This is a genomic window from Celeribacter halophilus, assembly GCF_900114135.1.
In the GTDB taxonomy this organism is placed as follows: domain Bacteria; phylum Pseudomonadota; class Alphaproteobacteria; order Rhodobacterales; family Rhodobacteraceae; genus Celeribacter; species Celeribacter halophilus.
This window is the reverse complement of sequence record NZ_FORY01000005.1, coordinates 221,557-236,843: the sequence shown is the minus strand read 5'-3', so window position 1 is coordinate 236,843 and position 15,287 is coordinate 221,557. Positions and strand designations below refer to the sequence as shown.

General features: G+C 56.6%; 12 protein-coding genes. 7 read left to right on the top strand and 5 right to left on the bottom strand.

The features are described from left to right. Positions 1–885 precede the first annotated feature (885 nt). Together BM152_RS07210 and BM152_RS07205 are read right to left on the bottom strand one after the other, a co-directional pair. Positions 886–1,317, bottom strand: a complete 432-nt coding sequence (locus BM152_RS07210; RefSeq protein WP_066599023.1) for a hypothetical protein — start codon at positions 1,315–1,317, stop codon at positions 886–888. 632 nt (positions 1,318–1,949) lie between these two features. Further along, positions 1,950–2,555 (bottom strand): helix-turn-helix domain-containing protein, encoded by a 606-nt coding sequence (locus tag BM152_RS07205; protein ID WP_066599025.1) that lies wholly within the window; start codon positions 2,553–2,555, stop codon positions 1,950–1,952. Between the two features lie 237 nt (positions 2,556–2,792). On the opposite strand from BM152_RS07205, the gene BM152_RS07200 reads away from it, so the two are divergent. The 6 genes from BM152_RS07200 (at position 2,793) to BM152_RS07175 (ending at position 9,102) form a co-directional block, all read left to right on the top strand. After that, the gene (locus BM152_RS07200) at positions 2,793–3,035 is read left to right on the top strand and encodes a helix-turn-helix domain-containing protein (RefSeq protein ID WP_065322577.1); all 243 of its coding nucleotides are present in this window, start codon (positions 2,793–2,795) and stop codon (positions 3,033–3,035) included. A gap of 299 nt (positions 3,036–3,334) precedes the next feature. Then, on the top strand, positions 3,335–3,928 hold the full coding sequence (locus tag BM152_RS07195) for a TnsA endonuclease N-terminal domain-containing protein (RefSeq protein WP_158527947.1): 594 nt from the start codon (positions 3,335–3,337) through the stop codon (positions 3,926–3,928). Then, the gene (locus BM152_RS07190) at positions 3,928–6,090 is read left to right on the top strand and encodes a Mu transposase C-terminal domain-containing protein (protein ID WP_066599029.1); all 2,163 of its coding nucleotides are present in this window, start codon (positions 3,928–3,930) and stop codon (positions 6,088–6,090) included. Before BM152_RS07195 ends, BM152_RS07190 begins: the two co-directional genes overlap by 1 nt. Continuing rightward, positions 6,071–7,039 carry an ATP-binding protein gene (locus BM152_RS07185; RefSeq protein WP_066599032.1) on the top strand — a complete coding sequence of 323 codons (969 nt, stop codon included), beginning with the start codon at positions 6,071–6,073 and terminating at the stop codon, positions 7,037–7,039. The genes BM152_RS07190 and BM152_RS07185 overlap by 20 nt, the downstream gene beginning before the upstream one ends. Further along, a complete protein-coding gene (locus BM152_RS07180) occupies positions 7,017–8,873 on the top strand; it encodes a TniQ family protein (protein ID WP_066599038.1) in 1,857 nt (618 codons plus the stop codon). Before BM152_RS07185 ends, BM152_RS07180 begins: the two co-directional genes overlap by 23 nt. Beyond that, positions 8,866–9,102: a hypothetical protein gene (locus tag BM152_RS07175; protein ID WP_066599040.1), complete on the top strand. Its 237-nt coding sequence runs from the start codon at positions 8,866–8,868 to the stop codon at positions 9,100–9,102. The genes BM152_RS07180 and BM152_RS07175 overlap by 8 nt, the downstream gene beginning before the upstream one ends. 244 nt (positions 9,103–9,346) lie before the next feature. Here BM152_RS07175 and BM152_RS07170 read toward each other — a convergent pair whose 3' ends face one another. The 3 genes from BM152_RS07170 to BM152_RS07155 form a co-directional block, all read right to left on the bottom strand. Further along, a complete protein-coding gene (locus BM152_RS07170) occupies positions 9,347–10,732 on the bottom strand; it encodes a multicopper oxidase family protein (RefSeq protein ID WP_066599044.1) in 1,386 nt (461 codons plus the stop codon). Between the two features lies 1 nt (position 10,733). Continuing rightward, positions 10,734–11,180 carry a c-type cytochrome gene (locus BM152_RS07165; RefSeq protein ID WP_066599050.1) on the bottom strand — a complete coding sequence of 149 codons (447 nt, stop codon included), beginning with the start codon at positions 11,178–11,180 and terminating at the stop codon, positions 10,734–10,736. A gap of 479 nt (positions 11,181–11,659) precedes the next feature. Then, positions 11,660–12,061 (bottom strand): MerR family DNA-binding protein, encoded by a 402-nt coding sequence (locus BM152_RS07155; protein ID WP_066599054.1) that lies wholly within the window; start codon positions 12,059–12,061, stop codon positions 11,660–11,662. Between the two features lie 271 nt (positions 12,062–12,332). Here BM152_RS07155 and BM152_RS07150 point away from each other — a divergent pair, with 271 nt between their 5' ends. Continuing rightward, entirely contained in the window at positions 12,333–14,792 is a 2,460-nt protein-coding gene (locus BM152_RS07150) for a heavy metal translocating P-type ATPase (RefSeq protein WP_066599056.1), read from the top strand. The last annotated feature ends 495 nt before the right edge of the window (positions 14,793–15,287 follow it).

Below are 15,287 nucleotides of genomic sequence, written 5' to 3'. Positions count from 1 at the left end.
AAGGGATGACGCTCGTTGCCAAGTACGCCCCGATCATCATTTCCGTTCTCCCGCCGCGTTCACGCTCATACCAAGTAGAAGGCCCGCCCTAATATAATCGATCAATCCGGCTCAGAACTCTCGTCATTATGGATTCGAGAGCATTCAAGGTGGCAGTGGTGTTCTGGTTAATTTGCCCAACCTGACCAATAGAATAATAATCACTCATCTGACGAGCTCCCAGCTGAAATCCCCCAACCCTCACAATACCAAAATATCCATTAGAAAAATTCGCGGCATACGTTGGCCATCTCCTACCAATGCCGAATGCTCCAGTCTCACTCATCAATCTAGCGCAATTAGGAAGTCGAAGCTGGCTTACATGAGCTAGATCAAACATTCTGGCGAGCGTTTGTCGCATCTCATTGGCATCACCGGAGCTGGATTTGTCTTTGCACTCAATTCCCAAAAAGGGGAGCCCCTTAGGGTATGTTCCATTACCCAATCTAATGTGGTCCGCTATCTGTTGGGGCAATAACGCAATATCCCATTCATGCCTTGCTCTACTTCTTCCCACGTGCTGTAGGCCATGGTGCAATTCAAGCACAAGTGGTGCTCCATCGACGCGTTCGATCCGAGCGAAGCAGGCATCACCAACCACACGTGGCAGGCTTGACGGACCGCCAGAGAACAGAAATCTGCCTCCGGCAGGTAGCGGAGAGCCATCGCCTTGCCGCAATGTGACCCGCCAGGTCGGAAGCCTGTTCGCAGCATCGGCTAGTGCCATAAAAACCCATGCCTCAAGCGCTTTTCCCGGCCCTCCGGGGACGGATGCAATTGAATTTGCGGCCGATAAATTCTGCAGTACTTGTCGAAGCTGTGCTATTTGGTTCGGTGAAAGGGGCACTATTTTGATCCGCTTCTCTCAATGTCTTTAAGTATAGTCTCGAGGTTGGCAATAGTTTCTAGCCTCGAATTCTCATCCCATTTCTCCCTCAACCCCTCGCTAAAATCAGATTTCGAGCCACCTTCTGGATGTGATTCATCTTGCGGTGATGGGAGAAAGGCGATTGAGGTATTGCCGCCTTCTAGAAGGTTGTTCGCAAAACTCTCGGCATCGTTCAGGTGCATTTCGGCAATAGACGTTTGAAAACGTAAGAAGTCGACTGCGCGTAATATCTGACCCTCCGGCTCGAGGCATTTTTCGCTATCATCGCCCCCTTCAAAGAAAGAATTCGGTTGCCCAAGTGCGTAGCTCAGAATGTCTCCCACTAAGTGTTCGAATCCAGCTTCTGCGACCACAGATATTATTTGTTGCAACTCCTCTGACACCACCATTCCAATCCCCTCAGGCCCCGAAGTAAGCTCTAAACACCATGCAAACATCTATTTATAGACAGTAACTTGCAAGAGCCTCAAGCATCGGATCACCGAATCTAGCGAGCGTATGTGGCATTCGTGATTGACGCTTATTCCTGGCGAGGGTCCCTATGGTGCGCGCAGGGTGAGTTCGGAAGAGAGGGCATTCTTCGGGGAAGAACGAATGACCGTTCTTCGGCGCGCTAATCGACTGCATCGCCAAGGCCTGAGCGACCGACCAGGTTAAAAAGGGAGCGACACCCTGCGCGGCGGTCTATGGTCTTGGCTGGCCGTTTTCTGCGCACTGCTGACCTTGGGGCCCTGGTTTGTGCTGCGCTACGCCATGAAGGTCCGGTATGGGGAAGCCGCGCTGCGGCAATGCTGATCCTTGCTAATGACCGCTTAGGGCCGTTCGCCCCATCAAGGTGGCCCGCTGACCACGACTTTGCAAAGGTCTCTATCCTGCGCATAGCTGACCTTGGTGCATAGCGCGGCAAGAGCTACTGCGCAGGTAGGGGATGAATGTCGGCTTTTCACTTTGAGAACCAATGATCGCGCATCTGTAGCGAATGTCGGCAATCCGCCCCTTCTGCGTTATGAATGCTGTTGCGTTACGGCGACATGCGCGCCTTAGAGTTTCTGAGAATGTACTGTGACGCCTTTATTATGGGCAACTCTGCGACGACGGATGGGAGTAGGAGCAAGATCACCCCGAAGGAGCCTAAAAACATCCAGTTGATGCCATTAATTTCGAAACCGAAGGGGAGATCGAAGGCCAAGGCGATGTTCTGCATCATGAAATAAATCGTCGCGCAGAAATAAACTTCGTCACGGATCTTTAGAAAAAGCTGTCCGAGCGGTGAATAGTTCCGCTTTCTGAAGTCCTGGCTTTCTCTTCTCAACGATTTCCAGAAATTTCCATCCTTCGTTTTTTGGCCTATCGGACGGGATGAGAGGTCCGTGGCTGCAAATCCAAGCTCAGCGGCTAACTGATCGCTCGCCAACGGATCGATCTTGAACGCTTGGATGATCGCAAGCCGAGTCCTTTGAGGAAGCTCACGCTCTCCACGTTCGTAGCGACGTAGTGCGCGGTCTGACAAACCGATGACCGCAGCGAAATGTGGCTGGCTCATGCCGGTAGATGTACGAAGTGCCAATAGATTGGCCGCACCTATCTGTCTAGCAATCGATTCGTAATGTTTGTCTGAGTTGGCCAAAGCCCTTGATCCAAAGATTGAGCCTTAAAAGGCGACTCAGGAACCTTAACTGAGAAAGTGTCTCAGTGGTCAATAATTTAAGGTAAGTGGACCAATTGGTCCGTGCGGACCAATCGGTCCGGACAATTTTTTGTTTTATTGCATTATCTTGAGGGGTTGACTGCTTCGAGTGGAGTTCCTTAGCTGGGGTGTGAATTCGGCTCATTTTACACTCTCATACAATCTGGAGATCGCCCCTTGCGCACCCCGACAAAGGCAGATCTGGACGCCCATGAGCGTCTGAAAGCGGAACTCAGGATTCGTGGAACCTCACTGGCGCAGATCTCGCGCGATCTTGGGGTCAGCGACTCCGCGCTGACATTGGTCGGCAAGCGGATGTGCCGATCTCAGCGCATTGAAAAAGCACTGGCTTTGGCCGTGGGCGCATCGCCGGAGGATTTGTTTCCCGACTTCCAAGAGGAAGGAGTAATCATGGCCTAGAAAAAGCAAAAGGCCTCGGAGTTACAGCTCCAGAGGCCCTTTAGGTGTATCAAGTTGAAGCCCGATACACCTCATTCATGACTCAACTTTCGGCCCTGGTCAAGCGTGCAGTGGATTCTGTGGGCCGGGGCCCCGTGTCTCAATGAAAGAGGAACCCATCGTACCAGGAGGCATGCCTCCCGTGCAGGGTATAATAGCCAATGTATGACAATGATTTCGGGGGACCTTATGTCCCCCCGGAGCGAACCCGCGCGACGCGGATGTTTCCGGCACGATCTCGAGCAAGCGGACGCGGGTTCGTGATCGCGAAACTGCGTGCAGGAACGGCTTGGCGGCAGCTCATCTTTGAAAGCGACCTTGAGCGGAAGTGCCTCTTGGTGCTGCTGTCGCAGAGAACTGTCGTCAATATCTGGGATCAGCCGCCGCAGATCACCTACCGAAACCAGGTGGGCAAGGCCACATCTCATACCTTCGACTATCTTGTCACGTTAGAAGACGGGAAAAAGATCGCGATCGCCGTCAAGCCGGGTGCGTTGGCCGAACGAAATGGGTTCGACCGAGAGTTTGCGCTGATCAAGGCACAGACTGCGAAGCAGTTCGCCGACGACGCGCTACTCGTGATGGACAGTAGCTTCTCCGCGGCGGAAGTGCGCAATGCAGAGTTGCTTCATATGTTCCGGCAGGCTGAGGATGTCGAAGCTGACTTAGTGGTTCAGCAGATACTTCGAGGCATGAACTGTGAAACGTCTCTGGGGCAGGTCGTCGCCGCGACCGGCCTACAGGGGCGGGCATTCCGTGCAGGCTTCAAGGCGGTTTTCGACGGGATCGCCATGACGAACCTGTCCCTTCCCGTGACCGAGGCCAGCATGCTCTCAATGCCGGAGGTGCGCTAATGGCAGTCAGGCTACGTATCAACAAATCAGATGCGCTGGTCGCTGGCAGCACCGTGCATGTGGTCTGTGCCGTCTCGGATAGCACGCTGGAATTGCGTCCTTTGGATGGTAGCTCGGAACTTCTTTGTTTCAGCCACGCCGATGTCAAGCGCATGATTGATGAGTGTCAGGCATCCATTGAGTACGGGTATTTTTCTGGTGCGCAAGCTGCCCGCCGAGCCTTGGCGGGCAGCGCGCTTATCAGCCGGATGGGCGCAGCCGAAAAGGCTCAGATTTTCCGCAAGCAGGTTTACGTTGAGTGCTTTCTCGATGCGGAAGCAGATGGTGAAGTAAGCCGTTCCAATGACCGCTGCGCCGCATTCCTCCCTGAATTGGGTAAGCGCGTCGAGGCCAAGATTCTGGAGCAGATACGCCTTGGCAAGGATGGGGCAGAGCTTGGAAAGCTCCTCGCCATGAAGCATCCGGGCCGGACAGCTCTTATGGCCTGGGTGCGGGAGTGGCAGAAAACACATGATCCCATGTGTTTCGTCAAGAAAAGCCGGTTCAACGGCGTTAATGCCAAGCGGGTCTCGCCTCAGGTCGAGAGTGCCATACAAACGGCAATCAAGACATATCTGCATCCAGGCCGCGTCCATATTCCGCACATCGCGGATGAGGCAAATCGAGTTATTCGAGAATTAAACAAGTCGCTTGTGTTCAGCGGTCAACTGCCGGAGCGGGAGGTTTCTGAAAACACGGTACGACGACGCATTGCAGATCTCGATCAGTTCGAGGTCTGCGCGGCCCGAGAAGGGGTAGCAGTGGCTAAGAACAAGTTGGGACCTTACGGTCAGGGCCTTGAGATCGAAGCACCTTTGCAGCGCATCGAAATGGACGAGTGGCTGATCGACCTCATCGCCCTGCTGGAGGAATCTGGAGTCGACGTTAGCGACCCGAAGTTCGATGAACTTCGGAAAGGGCGCTTCTGGGTCTGCGTCGCCATCGACGCGGCGACGAGAGTAATCTTGGCCATAAAGATGAGCAGAACAGAGTCTGCCGTCGAGACAGCATTGGCAACCTTATGGTTGGCTATGCGGAACAAGAGCGAGATATCGAAACAGCTTGGGTGCAAGAAGGAGTGGAGCGAGCACGGTCACATTTTCAACGTGGCCGTGGATAACGGAAGTTCGTTTGTTAACGCGGACTTCAAGGCCGCGCTCACGGACCTTGGGATCGGGTATGAAGTGCTGCCAGCCGGCGTGCCCAAGCTGCGTGGCCGCATTGAACGCGTCTTTCGTACATTCGGCACCGAGCTAATGCAGTTTCTGACCGGCAGAACATTTAGCAATCCGCAAGAACGCGGCGACTATCCTTCTGACAAATATGTGGTTCATACCGCGGACAGCATCGTAGAGGTGCTGGTCCGTTTCGTCGTCGATATCTACCACCACCGAGAGCATCGTGGCTTGGAGTATGCTACGCCCGCCGATACCTGGGACCGGTTGATGGGACTCTACGGACATAGCCCTGCCAAGTCACCCCATATCCTGCGCCATTTTCTTGGTATTCCTCTGAAACGTCAGCTTGGTCGGCACGGCGTACTGGTCTGTGGCATTGCCTACACCAGTCGCAATCTTGCAACCTTTTTCCAGCGTCGCGGTGCGCAACAGATCGATCTACGTATAGACCCTGAGGACATGGGATACGTCTCTGCATGGTTCGACGATGCATGGCATACAATCCCGGCTGGCTTGCCGAATGCGCGTGGTAGTTCGCTCGCTGTTTGGGAGGCGATGATCCGGGAACTGCGACGTTCGAACAAGGCTGCCGCACGCCTACATATCGAAATCGTCGACGCGGCACTCGAACGCATTAAGCAAATCGATGATAACCAACGTGCATGGCGGCAGATTGGCCCACTTACCGTTTCCGCGAAAGATATTCGCAGAGCAGAGCACGAAAGCTTCTACGGCCTGAGTTTCGGAGTCGTCCCCGGCGAGGTCCGAGAGAAACCTTCTGTTGTAGGGACGGCAAGCCTGACCGGCAGGCTCTCCGAAATTGCTACATCAGAGGGGACAAGCGTCGAGGGCTCATCCCCGGTTGACGATGCCCCTGGCCAGCCCGAGCTGCCCGAAGATACCCAACCCGAATGGAGGTTCAGCGATGAAGGTGAACAAGAGTAACCCTGAAGTCCGCCATGTCATTCAAGACATTCGGGCCGCTTATGTCCCGACCATGGCCTATGATCGCCTCGACGAATATTTCGACCAACTGCTCGAACAACGGCGCGCGGACCTTGACGAGGGCATTGTATCCGACCTCAGAGGCATCGTCCTTGTCGGTCGCTCAGGGGCGGGGAAGACGACGGCGATCCAAGAGTTGAGGCGGCGTTACCAGAACCGACTGGTCTGTGATGGCCCGGACGGCATCAACGAGATGGTCGGCCTCAAGGTGCCATCTCCAGCCACGATGAAGTTCGTGGCGACGGCGGCGCTCCATGCTGCTGGTTACCCGCTTGTCCGCGATCGGTCGGCGGCAGTTATCTGGGGGCTCGTGAAACAGCAGTTTAAGTTGCGGAAAACCCTCTTCATGCACATGGACGAGGCGCAGGATCTGGCTCAGCACCAGACCGACAAGGAGCGGCAGGCTATCGTCAATACGCTTAAGTCCCTGATGGAAAATAGTCAGTGGCCGGTTGGCTTGCTTTTGACTGGAATGCCGGGCCTCAAATCAATCATCAATCAGGATGCACAGTTAGCACGTCGGATGTACCCGATAGAAATCGAACGCCTGTCGCAATTCGCGGGGCAGGATCAGGTCCTTGGCCTCGTGGCGCGCTACTGTGACAGGGCGAAGGTGCAGTGCGATGATGATGTGAGAACGACTGAGTTCGCTTCGAGGCTGATGCACGCGGCAGATTACGAGTTTGGACTCTTGGCGCAGTTCATCGTCGAAGCGCTGACACGTGCGCTTCGCTCCGATGGCTTGGAAGCAAGCCTTTGCAAACGCCACTTTTCGGAGGTCTACTTCATGCGAACCGCGGCCATGCCGGGGCTCAACCCGTTTCTTGCTGAGGACTTCACTCGGATCAATCCGCGGCAGTGCTTTGATGACGGGGGTGATGATGCGTGACGCTGAGATACATGAACGACAACTCGGGTTGACTGTTGCGCCCTTTGCCGGTGAAACCCCGGCAAGCATCGTTTCGCGGATCGCGGCGAGAAACGCGATCTCTCCTCGGAACCTATGCTCGGATTTGGGGCTGAGGTGGCCGTTCCTCTGCTCTGGATATCCAGACCAGTTGTCCGGACTCGCCGATGTAGCAGGGCTCAAGCTCGCGAACCTGAAGCAATGGAATCCGGAAAAGATCGGGATCGGACGCTACCGGGTCGGGCTGACCCGAAGCAGCACTGGTGTCTTTCGACGCACGGCAACGCGGGTCTGTCCAGTCTGTATCGAACAGGCGCTAGAAAAAGACGGGCGCCATGGTGCACATCAGCTTCTGGAATGGAACGTCATGTGTTTGCACGGCTGTGAACACCACAAGGTGCCTCTTGTTGAGCTCCCACGTGCTGGAACCTCGCACGAAACCTACGACGTCGTCGCTCAGATTGCCCGGTACAGCGACATTGTGAAAAAGGCCGCAGATGCGGGCCCGAAAATTGCTCCTACCGCATTCGAGGTGTACGTGAGGAAGAGGATTAACCATGGTTCGCGCCGGGATTGGCTAAGCGAGCTAGAACTCAGTCAATTGCATGGCGCTTGCTTGAGTCTTGGAGCCGCGATCTGCGGGTCGTCCCTTCCACGTCCTGAAATTACCAATCCCGATCTAGAACGTGAGTTCTGCGTGGAGGGGCTTAGCGTTCTATCCGCTGGTCCAGACAGCTTGATGGATTGCATGGAGGGGCTGAAATCTCGACCCGGCGCTCGGCGTTCTTATTTCTCGACAGACCTTGGGCCATTTTATGTCTGGCTACGAGCCGTGCATGGTGACGCGGAGGTCCAGTCCATCGTTGATAGCGTCCATGCGTTTGCAGTCCGAAACTACACGATGAAACCCAAGAAACGCGTGTTGGGTAGGTCGGTGCCAACCGTTAAACGCATGTCCTTTGAAACCGCGCGTGAACAGTCGGGGCTTAGTGTGGGGTTTCTTAAACGGCTGATCCGTCACGTTGATAATCTCTCTGAGGCACAATCCTCGGCGCTGACGGAAACAACGCCTGACCAGTTATCCAGAGCGACCGACTTTTGGCGAGGGCTGCAAAATCTCAAATCCACAGCTGTAGCGTTGAATGTGCATCCGACGCAGGTGAAGGGGCTGATAGAAAAGGGGATATTGCGCTCGATCCGGTTTGGAACTGCGCTGCGTTATGTCTTCACAGAGGATGTCGATCGGCTTTTGGCAGAAGCGGCTGCCTTGCCTGAGCTGCCCGATGTCGGGGCCTTCCTTCCGCTTCGTGATCATTGCCAAAATCAGCGCATTGGACTGGTTCGTCTGATCACTCTCTGGCGGGAGGGCAAGGTCGGCGGTTTTGTCCGGGGGGCAGACGCGATAGGACTTCAGGCAATCTATGTGCCGCAAGATGTGGACGTTGGTGTGCGCGACACCCCGACCGCCACGCGAGACCTTACGCCGCTGGAAACCGCAGCCTACCTGAAAATAGGGGTCGGAGCCATTCGGGCGCTACGGGATGCTGGCTACCTTGGTCACGCGAAACGCCTCAACGCAGATACCAATCATCGTCATTCCCTGATAACCCAATCCAGTATTCGGGAATTTGAGACGCGTTTTCTCACGCTTGGACAGCTTGCCACGTCGGCGCGGGTTGCCCCAATACATTTGGCGCGGCGGCTGGATAGGGAAGGGGTCCCGACAGTCACCTGCCGTGGCCGACACGTTCGCGTCTACGAGCGATCGCAAGTTGCAGAGCATGAGGTTGTCGCAAGGAGCATCAGCAATGGATGATGAAGTCGAACGCTTGAAGTCTCTGCTGTTGCGGATGGCCGACGTGAACGTGTCGTCTGATGTGTACAATGACCACCTAAGGGCGGTGTTGCTTCGCGAACTCTACCGCTTGAAGGTCAAAGAAGACCTGCGCAAGCGTCTGCGGTCACTTCAGGAGCAGGTTGGACGCATGAGGCCACCAGATCCAGACTTTGACATGAAACGCTTCATGGATGAAAGTTGGGAGTAGTGGCGGGAGGTCATTTTGTTGCTAACTAGCTACGTCCGTCTGACGAGGAAAATGGATCTCTCGGCCGGGCACAACGATAGATATGTAAATTTCGGCCCCAAAATGCCGTTCATGAAGCGCGCAGCAGTTGATCGCTCCCAGCCCCTCCACGACCTTCGAGCCTCGGAACGGGCGCTGGCACAAAAGGGCGGAGAGCGGTCATTCGCTGCATATTTTGCGAATGTCCGCTTCCACCGACATCACCCTAAGCAACCTCGATCCATGTTGTCATTCCAGTCGCCGCGTGGCCGAGCATATGGCAATGGAACAGCCATTTTCCGGGATTGTTAGCAACAAAGGCGATTTCCGTGGTTTCAGCGGGAAGGCTCAGGAGCGTGTCCCGCATCGGCCCTTGCTTGCCGTCCGAGATCTCACGAAAGTGCTGCCCATGCAAGTGCATCGCATGCGGAAAAATGGTGTCGTTGGTGAGTTTGAGCCGGACGTGCTCCCCCAAGGAAAGACGTGCAAAGGGGGTTTCGTCCATCCCGGCGACACCCGCGAGGGTCCAGTACATGCCGCCAGAGACCATCTCCCGAAATCCCATCATTTGCCCGTTCATCCGCCCCATCGGCATATTGCCCATGGCACCGCCCTCCATGCGCATTTCAAGCTGGGTCGCGCGCGCAAGATTGACAGTTTCCATCCCCGGATTGGGTGGCAGAGGTGCCGGGGCTGTGTCCCGAATTGCTTTGATGCCTGACAGATCGAACCCGACCTGCGCGCGCCATTTCTCGTCGTCGTCGAATCGTAGGATCATGGCCTCTTCTCCCTCTGCGGCGGTCACGTCGACAATGAGATCGATGCGCTGCGCAGGTGCGAGAACGATTTCGCTATCGACAGGCTCCGGGGTTGCAAGGGGCATCCCGTCGAGTGCAACCGTCCAGCCCGTGAGCCCTTGGAATGTGAGACCAAAAATCCGCGCATTCGCCGCATTGATCAGCCGCAGGCGCAGACGTTCCCCGCGGCGCGCCGAAAGACGGTAGCCGTAGCGTCCATTGGTGCCGATTAGATTGCCGTAGCGCCCCGCGTGGCTGCGATCCATCGGGAAATCGAAATCCGGGTCGATCTGAGCCGTCTCAGGGTCGAGCCGCCAGTCGTCGAGCATCAGAACCTCGTCCCGATCCACATCGGGCGCATTCACCTCGTCAATAATCAGCGGCCCATAAAGACCTCGTGCGACCTGCTCCATCGAGTTGATGTGCGCGTGATACCAATAGGTGCCCGCATCGGGCACGGCGAAATCATAGGTGAACCGCGCCTTCGGCAGCACGGCTTCTTGGGTCAGCCCCGCAACACCATCCATCGCATTGTCGATGCGAATGCCGTGCCAGTGGACCGATGTCGGCACTGGCAGGTCGTTGACCAATTCCCGAGCGATCCGTTCGCCTTGTTTGGCGCGGATCATCGGGCCGGGGAACTGACTGCCATAGGTATAGGCCTCGGTCACGGGATAGCCGTCCGGCGCGAGCTGGATATGTGCGATCTGAGCGGTCAACGCCGCTGGTGAGGCAGCGAAACTGACGCACGGCATTAGGCCCAAAGCGCCCGTTCCGGCAAGGAAGTGGCGACGGGACATCAATAAATCGGTCATGTCAGTTGATCCCGTTGGCGCGCTGCAACTCGCGAACATAGGAGATGATCGCTTTGACATCGCCCTGTGTGACGCCCTCTTGCGGAGGCATGTTGCCAAATCGCCAGTGATGGGCCTGCACCCCGCGCTGTGCAGCCATCAGAAAGGACATGTCGCCATGGTGCGAGGGCTCATAGATTTTATGGACCAAGGGTGGTCCGAACCCTTCCTTGCCCGCAGCGTTCTCACCATGGCAGGCCGCGCAGACGCTGTCGAAGGCGCGTTTGCCGATCTGCGCATTTGCAGAGAGAGTGTCAGGTAGCGCGACGGCGACAATCGAATCGCCTTGGGCTGGACGCGAGGATGAGGCGAGCGGCGTAGTCGCGGGCGTGGGTTCAGGTTTGAAGAAGACATAGGCCGCAAGCGCCACGATGGCGGCACCGGCCAAGGGCAGGATGAGTTTGTTCATGATGTTTCCGTATCGGGTTAAGACGCAAAGGCGCGTCAAAAGAATGGGTTCAGGCGAAGGTGAACCCGATACGGGGAGGCGGAAGATCGAGGGACGGTGCGCGCGCTATGATCTTGGCGGCAGGCAGGGGCGGGAACCCGAGCGCTTGGAGCTCACGGCTCACTTCGTGTCCAAGGCTCAGCTCCGGTGTGAACAGCATACAGATCGCGCCATGGGGACAGGGAATATCCAAAGACGCCAAACCGGAGGTGCTATTGGCACAGTCGGGGCACATTTCATGATGATGTACGACGTTCTCAGCCGTTTGTATCGCTCCCGACACCTCAGCCCCAGTTGTCCCATGCGTCATCCCTGCGCGAGGCGCCAAGAAGAGGATCATAAACCCAATAAGTAAGATGGTGACGAGGCGGAACAAACAGGTTCTCCGAAACTTTGGTTGTGGCTTTGGCAGCCGATAATGGCGCGCGGCAGGCTCGGGGTCAACGGGAGGCTGAAGCGGACACACTTAACCCATCAAGGATCGCGCAATCGGGGGTCTCATCGCCATGACATTTCGAAACCAGATCCGTGAGGCGCGCCTCCAAGGCTTTAAGATTGGCGATTTTCTCGCGAACCGAGACAAGATTTTGCTGGGCGAGGTCCCGCACATCGCGGCTATGCCGGGTTGGGTCCGCCTCCAGAGCAAGCAATGTGCGGCATTCTTCAAGAGAAAACCCCATCAACCGTGCCTGTGCCAGCAATCGCAACTGTGCGATCTGGGGCGCGTCGAAATCACGATAGCCATTCGCGGCCCGGTCTGGAGACACAAGGCCGATGTCTTCGTAATAGCGGATCGTTTTGACGGGAAGACCGGTTTCGGTAGAAGCATGTCCGATGTTCATCACAATCTCCTTTGTTCTTTTTATAAACCCTCCACCAACTGGAGGGTAAAGTCACATCGATGTGACCCTTGGATTTTGGGAGCGCTCCAAGAGGCGGACGTCTCGAGAATTTGAAATCACACCTCCTTGCTCCAGATCTGTCTCATGCGGTCGGTTTATCTTAGGCGTCTGAGTTGTTCTGAAATACCGGAAACGCCCACTTGACCCTCCAGTTACTGGAGGCCCTATCTGAAAAGGCGAGGTCAAAATCCAGAACGATCAGGAGTGAACCATGACAGCGCACGACCATCACACGCACGACCAAAACCATACAGCATCTGATGTGACCCGCGATCCTGTCTGTGGCATGACCGTCGATCCCTCGGTCGGAAAGCCGCAGGTGGATCACGATGGCCATATCTATCACTTCTGCTCCGAAGGGTGCCGCGAGACATTCGTGGCCAAGCCCGAAGCCTATATCAAAGCGGCCGATCCGGTCTGTGGCATGTCGGTGGACCGCGCCAGCGCGGCGCATATGTCCAAGCTCGATGGGGAGCGGTTCTACTTCTGCTCCGCGAGCTGTCAGGAGAAATTCGAGAAAAGCCCGGAGCATTATCTTGGCGCGCGCCCTAAGGCAAAAGCCATGCCGGAGGGGACGAAATATACCTGCCCGATGCACCCGGAGATCATCGAGGACCATCCCGGAGACTGCCCCAAATGCGGCATGGCCTTGGAGCTGATGACGCCTTCTGCGGACAGTGGGCCGAATCCGGAACTTGTCGATTTCAAGCGTCGCTTCTGGATCATGGCACCGCTCGCCGCCGCCGTCTTCGTGTTTGAGATGGGCAGCCATGCCGGACTGCCCTTTGCCGAGTGGATCGGGCATAAGCCGTTTCTCTGGCTTCAGTTCGCACTCGCCACGCCGGTTCTGTGGTTTGCGCGGCCATTCTTCATCCGGGGTTGGAAATCCGTGGTGAATGTCTCTCCTAATATGTGGACGCTGATCGCACTTGGCACGCTCTCGGCCTATCTGTTTTCGCTCGTGGGGCTTTTGGCCCCGTCGGTGTTCCCCTCGGAAATGTTGAATGACCATGGTTTGCCGCCCGTCTATTTCGAGGCCTCAGCGGTCATTCTCGTGCTGGTCCTGATTGGTCAACTGATGGAGCTGACCGCGCGCGAACGGACCGGGGATGCGATCCGGGCGTTGATGGATCTGGCGCCGAAAACCGCGCGGCTTGTCACGAAAGACGGCGAGAAAGACGTGCCGCTTGATGAGGTGCAAAACGGTGATCGGCTCCGCGTGCGTCCGGGGGAAAGCGTTCCGGTCGATGGGGCGATTGTCGGCGGGCGCTCCTCCGTTGACGAAAGCATGATCACCGGCGAACCGGTCCCGGTGGAGAAATCACAGGGCGATACAGTGACTGGTGGCACGCTGAATAAATCCGGCTCTTTCGTGATGGAGGCGCAGGCCGTCGGATCCGAAACAACCCTGTCGCGCATCGTAGCCATGGTCGCACAAGCTCAACGCTCCCGTGCGCCCATTCAGGGCCTCGCGGACCGTGTGTCGCTCTATTTCGTACCCGCTGTCGTGGTGACTTCCATTGTCGCCTTCCTCGTCTGGCTCTTTGTCGGGCCAAGCCCGGCTCTGGGCTATGCAACAGTCGCGGCAGTCTCTGTCCTGATCATCGCGTGTCCTTGTGCGCTTGGTCTTGCAACGCCGATGTCGATCATGGTCGGCACGGGGCGCGGCGCGCAGGCGGGAGTGTTGATCCGCGATGCCGAGGCGCTGGAACGCTTTGCCAAGGTCGACACGCTGATCGTGGACAAAACCGGCACACTGACGGAAGGCAAACCGTCGCTCACCGATGTCATCGCGAAAGACATTTCGGAAGAGGACCTGAAATCCTACGCCGCCGCCCTTGAGCGTGGCTCGGAACACCCTCTTGCCGAGGCCATCCTCGACGGCACAAAAGAGGCTCCCAACCGTGAGGCGACCGGTTTTGAAGCGATCACAGGTAAGGGTGTGATTGCAACCATCGAAGGCGTGCAAGTCGCTTTGGGGAATGCGGCGCTTATGAAAGACCAAGGTGCAGAGCCGGGTACCCTTAGCGAAGATCTGGAACGCCTGCAATCCGAGGGCAAAACCGCCATGTATCTCGCCAAAGACGGCGCGGTCGTCGGCATCCTCGCCGTGGCTGACCGGATCAAGGAGACGACGCCCGAGGCGATCAAGGCCTTGCACGCGGAAGGACTTCGGATCGTCATGGCCACGGGCGACAGCAAACGCACGGCCGAGGCCGTGGCAAAACAGCTCGGCATCGACGAGGTACGCGCAGAGGTGTCGCCCGAAGACAAAGCCGCGCTGGTCGAAGAGTTGCGCAAAGCAGGCGCGCGAGTTGCGATGGCCGGGGATGGCGTCAATGATGCCCCTGCGCTGGCGGCCGCCGACGTCGGCATTGCCATGGGCACCGGCGCAGATGTCGCAGTGGAAAGTGCGGGGCTCACGCTTGTAAAAGGCGATCTGACGGGCATTCTCAGAGCCCGCCGCCTGGCCGAAGCCGTGATGCTCAACATCCGGCAGAACCTGTTTTTTGCCTTTGCCTACAACACGGCGGGCGTGCCGGTTGCGGCGGGGATCCTCTATCCGGTCTTCGGCGTGTTACTCTCGCCCGTGATTGCAGCCTTGGCGATGAGTTTTAGTTCCGTGTCGGTGATCGCGAATGCGCTCAGGCTTCGGAGCGCCAAGCTTTGAAGAGAAAAGCCTCGGTAGGCCTCTAATTCTGTTCCAAGCAATATTGAACAGCCGGCAAACGAAGCTTTGTTTCTATAGAGAACGCTCATAGTCGTGTATGTGCTGCGATGCGCACGAATGTCGGAGTTCGGCTGGCACCCGAAAAGGGCTGGCACCGGTCATTCAAAATGCCTGCGGTGAATGGCAACTCTGGCCGATCACGTCGAGAAGGAAGACTACGGTTCCAGACTTTGCAAAGGTCACTTCCTGCGCTTAGCTGCCGTTCTGGGCAAATTCATTTAATGACCGCTGTCAGCCCTTCCACGACATTGATACCAAGCGCAGCATTATGCGGAGCATCGTCAAGGAGGGCGGGAAGCGGTCATTCGCTGCGCGATGCACTAACGGCAGCTATGCGCAGGAGAAGCTGATCAGCCCATGGTGAAGTTCAGGGCTACTTATGCTAGTCGACATGGGATTGTTCCAAACAATGACAACCTGTGCTATGCCCAATAA

What these genes read in the sequence shown, in the direction of transcription:
- BM152_RS07210 (WP_066599023.1), bottom strand. Translation starts at nt 1,317, where the DNA reads ATGGTGGTGTCAGAGGAGTTGCAACAAATAATATCTGTGGTCGCAGAA.
- BM152_RS07190 (WP_066599029.1), top strand. Translation starts at nt 3,928, where the DNA reads ATGGCAGTCAGGCTACGTATCAACAAATCAGATGCGCTGGTCGCTGGC.
- BM152_RS07185 (WP_066599032.1), top strand. Translation starts at nt 6,071, where the DNA reads ATGAAGGTGAACAAGAGTAACCCTGAAGTCCGCCATGTCATTCAAGAC.
- BM152_RS07180 (WP_066599038.1), top strand. Translation starts at nt 7,017, where the DNA reads ATGACGGGGGTGATGATGCGTGACGCTGAGATACATGAACGACAACTC.
- BM152_RS07175 (WP_066599040.1), top strand. Translation starts at nt 8,866, where the DNA reads ATGGATGATGAAGTCGAACGCTTGAAGTCTCTGCTGTTGCGGATGGCC.
- BM152_RS07170 (WP_066599044.1), bottom strand. Translation starts at nt 10,732, where the DNA reads ATGACCGATTTATTGATGTCCCGTCGCCACTTCCTTGCCGGAACGGGC.
- BM152_RS07165 (WP_066599050.1), bottom strand. Translation starts at nt 11,180, where the DNA reads ATGAACAAACTCATCCTGCCCTTGGCCGGTGCCGCCATCGTGGCGCTT.
- BM152_RS07155 (WP_066599054.1), bottom strand. Translation starts at nt 12,061, where the DNA reads ATGAACATCGGACATGCTTCTACCGAAACCGGTCTTCCCGTCAAAACG.
- BM152_RS07150 (WP_066599056.1), top strand. Translation starts at nt 12,333, where the DNA reads ATGACAGCGCACGACCATCACACGCACGACCAAAACCATACAGCATCT.